Source organism: Actinomycetes bacterium (genome assembly GCA_036000965.1).
Lineage (GTDB): Bacteria > Actinomycetota > CALGFH01 > CALGFH01 > CALGFH01 > DASYUT01.
In genome coordinates this window covers 1-3862 of sequence record DASYUT010000256.1, presented here as the reverse complement: position 1 = coordinate 3862, position 3862 = coordinate 1, and the positions used below count along the sequence as shown (strand labels likewise).

The window sequence follows — 3862 nt, the reverse complement described above, 5'->3', positions numbered from 1 at the left end:
CGAATCCGGCCTGGATCGGCTCGACCAGGTCGGCTGGGCGCAGGGCGGGGTCGGCGGCCAGTTGCTGCTCGCAGAAGGCGCACACCTCGTCGGTGAGCTTGTGCGCCCCCCGTGGTCCCGGCTTGGCCGGCACCAGCGCCGGCAGGCCCCCGGAATCCAGTGCGGTCGCCGCGGCGTAGTACGACTGCCGCGAGAACCCGAATACGGTTTGCCGCCGGCTGACCCATGACAGCGGGGCCCTCGTTGAGATCGCCCATCACGACGATATGGCGTTGGCCCGCAGCCACAAGCCCATCCACGATGCCGCGAACCCCCAGAGCCTGACGGGCTCGTTTCGGCCCTCCACCGCCGGCCTGGCTCTTGAAGGGGGTGGGGGTTCGATTCCGCCGCACGATCCCGTTGGTCTCTCTGTACACGTCGAGCTGGACCAAGAGTTCGATCATGCGTGCCTTGTCCGCCGCGCTGTATGCCGTGAGCTCGATCAGCGAATTGAAGTTGGCGAACGCCTCGAGGATCGGCTGACCTTCGGCCCATGTTGCCTGGTTGAACGCTCGCGGTCGCGCGAACAGGTTCTCCACGTTGAACGACGCGAACCGGACCGTCATCCCCTACCTCCCCAAAGTGAGCGAGCACATCGGATCGTACTCTCGCCCGCGGTGCCGGACAGCCTGCTCCCTGATCCCGGAGCGGCTCGCAACGGCAGTTTCCAGGCGGGCAGTGTTGCGTTGGGCCGCCCGCGGCAGGCTGAAGCGATACCTCCCCGCTCGGGATCAGATCGCCACGGCCAGCTCGTTGAACGCCAACGCCAGCCGAGGACGCTTCCCGCCAGCACCAGGGGTCCGCCAGCGGAACTCCGCAGCGCACACGGCATTCGCTGCCGCCAGCCGGGATTGCGATGCCGGAGATATCCACAACCTGCGAGCAGCGCCCCCGCGTCGGCCTGGTTGCTGCCATGCCGCTGGCCGGCCTCCGCCCGTTTGACGGTCTGGCCCACGAGCCCCGGCGCCATGGCGTGCCGCCGGTGGGTGCCGTGCCCCCGGACGCCCCGGCGGGCTGGGAGGCACCTCAGCGGCGTGGACCCAACCCGCCCGTTCCGCCATGCCCGTCTCGTCCTCATCCCGGGCGGTCAACAAGCCTGGGAGCCTGACGCGAGCTGCTTGGCGGTCTGCGCCAAAGTACCGGTGAGCTGCATGAACGTATTTACGTACCCTACGGGCGGTCACGCCGCCCAGATGCACACGTCGCGTGTCCAGTTCGATGAAGAACAGCACATACAACCGCCGCAGCCACACCGTATCCACCGTGAAGAAGTCACAGGCGACGATCCCGGCGGCCTGCTGGCGCAGAAACGTTGGCCACGAGGTGGTCGCCCGCCGTGGTGCCGGGTCGAGCCCGTGGCGGCGAAGCGTCGCACGGATCGCGGTCGCCGAGACCCTCGCGCCGAGGCGCAACAGCTCGCCCTGGATGCGCTGGTAGCCCCAGGTCGGGTTCTCCCTGGCCAGGCGGACGATCAAGCGTTGCAGCTCCTGGTCCAGCGGTGGCCGGCCGGTCTGGCGGTGCGGGTAGGTCCACGCGCCAGCGACCAGCCGCCGGTGCCAGCCCAGCAGCGTCTCGGGCGTGACGAGGAAGCACGACCAGCGGGAGCGGGGCAGCATGCGGCTGACCGCGGCGAGCAGGGCCCGGTCGGCGGGCTCCAGCCGGGGTCGTGGGGTCTGGCGGCGCAGCACCGTGAGCTGGTGGCGCAGCACCAGGATCTCAAGGTCCTTGGCGGCGTGGCCGCGGACGAGCAGCACGAGCAGCTGGATGGAGCGGCACAGCGTCAGGTAGGCAAGCTTCGACAGCACAAGAGTGACCTCTGCGGTGGGTGGCAGAAGCGCCACCATACCGAGCGGTGGTCGACGCGAACCGGCAGCTCACAGGCTACGTCCGAGTTTGCGCACCCTTCAGATCCTGCTGGCTAATTCGGGGTCATGCGGCCAGGGCCAGTTCGAGGCGGGCGAGGTGGCTGGTGCGTGTCCGGTCCATAGGGTGGCCGTTCCACCAGTGGTCCAGGCGGATCAGGTTGAGGGCCACGGCTGACAGCACATGTTCCAGGTGAACCTTCCTGCGGCCGCGATAGCGGGCGTGTCGCATGTCGGTGACGGCGACGGCCTGGTGGATGGTGCCTTCGACCCCGGCGCGCAGGGCATACTTGGCCTGCCAGTTCTTGGTGTCTTGCTGGGCGCGGGCGTCATCCAGGGCCTGCTGGACCTCGCGGGGCCGCAACGTGAGCTGGCGTCCGCCGCGGCCGGCGGTGGTGCACCGGTCGCGGACCGGGCAGGCCTGGCAGACCTCGCCGGGGAACTTCACCACGATCGCCTCGGTGCCGCGCTGGGTGCAGGGGCTCCAGGAGGCGCTGCGCTGTCGTTGCGGGCAGGTCACCTGCTGAGCATCCCAGTCGATGTGAAACGCGGCCCGGTCGAACCCGGCACCGGCGCGGGCCTGGGCGGAGGTGTCCAGCAGCACGGGGGTGATCAAGGCGATGCCGAAGGTGGCCAGCGAGCCGACGAGCAACTCCGCCGAGGGGTAGCCGGAGTCGAGGTAGTGCTCAGCCGGGAGCAGGCCGCGGCGGGCAAGCTGCCGGTGGATCGGTTCGGTCATCGCGGTGTCGGGCACGGTGGCGTCGGTGGTCTGAACGCCTGTGATGATGTTGGGCACCTCGGTGGCTTGCCCAACCAGTGCGGACTGCCCCTGCTGGTCGTCGGCGCCGTCGGCCGTGCCCGCACCGTCGGGGACCTCGGGGGGATCGCAGGTCTCGCTGACGTGCACCTTGTAGCCGTTCCAGAAGGTGTCGCGCTTGCCGCCGCAGCGGGCGTCGGTGTCATACGGCGAGGTCACCCGACACCTGCCCGGCGGGAGACCGTCCTCGTCTGCCTCCCGCCGCTTGACCACCTCCCGCCCGTCCCTGGTGACCGTTCGGGTGTAGTTCTGCAGCACCACCACCCGCAACACCTCGACGGCGGGCAGCTCGCGCAGCCAGACCGGCGCAGCCGCGGAGTACACGGCCCCAAGTAGCGCGAAGGCGTCCTGGCCGTAGACCCCTGCCAGCTCGGTGCGCTTGGCCTGGGAGGTGGGCAACCGCCAGGCGTCCACCCGCGCGGTGTACCGCTTGCCCCACGAGGCTACCTCGAGGGTGTGGGCCAGCCAGCCCGGTGCGGCGACCGCCAGCGCCTCCACACAGGCCCGCACCGACTCACCCGCCAGCTCCAGCCGGTTCAGATCCCGAACCGCCGCCAGCACGTGCGTGGAATCGGTGCGCTGTTTCCCGCCTGCCTTCACCAGTCCCTTCTCCTTCAGGGCCGCCAGCAGCAGGTCCAGCACCCGCTCCTCCAACCCGTACTGGATCACTCGGGTGCGGAACTCGCACAGCACCGAGGCGTCCAACCCCGGATCGTCCAGCTCCATCCCGAGCGCGTACTTCCAGTCCATCCCGAACCGCACCCTGTGCGCCGCCGCCCGGTCGGTCAGGTCCTCGGCCATCTGCAGCACCGTGACCAGCGCCAACCGTCCCGGCGACCAGCCTGGCTTGCCCCGCACCCCGAACGCTTCGGCGAACTCCGCATCGGCGAACAGCTCGCCCAGCTCGTCGCGGATCCGCATCGCCAGCGGGTAGGGGCCCTTGGCGGCCGCGGCCCGCGCCGCCCGCACGGTTGCTTCCGGGATCTGCGGCCACGGCCGCGGCTGCATCGACATCACACACTCCATCCTGCGGCCGGGAACGGGGGAACGGCGACCGCTGCACGATCATCGACCCACAGAAGATCAACAGGTGGAGCAGCGCCGACACGAAACTCAGCGCGTCGTCGAATTAGCCAGCAGGATC

General features: G+C 69.8%; 2 protein-coding genes. Both read right to left on the bottom strand.

Going from position 1 to position 3862, the window contains the following annotated elements; all coding sequences use genetic code 11:
• Positions 1–770: 770 nt before the first annotated feature.
• Positions 771–1844, bottom strand: a complete 1074-nt coding sequence (locus VG276_22350; protein ID HEV8652059.1) for an integrase — start codon at positions 1842–1844, stop codon at positions 771–773.
• Positions 1845–1968: 124 nt separating this feature from the next.
• The gene (locus VG276_22345; GenBank protein HEV8652058.1) at positions 1969–3732 is read right to left on the bottom strand and encodes an IS1182 family transposase; all 1764 of its coding nucleotides are present in this window, start codon (positions 3730–3732) and stop codon (positions 1969–1971) included.
• Positions 3733–3862 lie beyond the last annotated feature (130 nt).

Coding starts and splice junctions, on each gene's coding strand:
- VG276_22345 (HEV8652058.1), bottom strand. CDS start 3,732: ATGTCGATGCAGCCGCGGCCGTGGCCGCAGATCCCGGAAGCAACCGTG.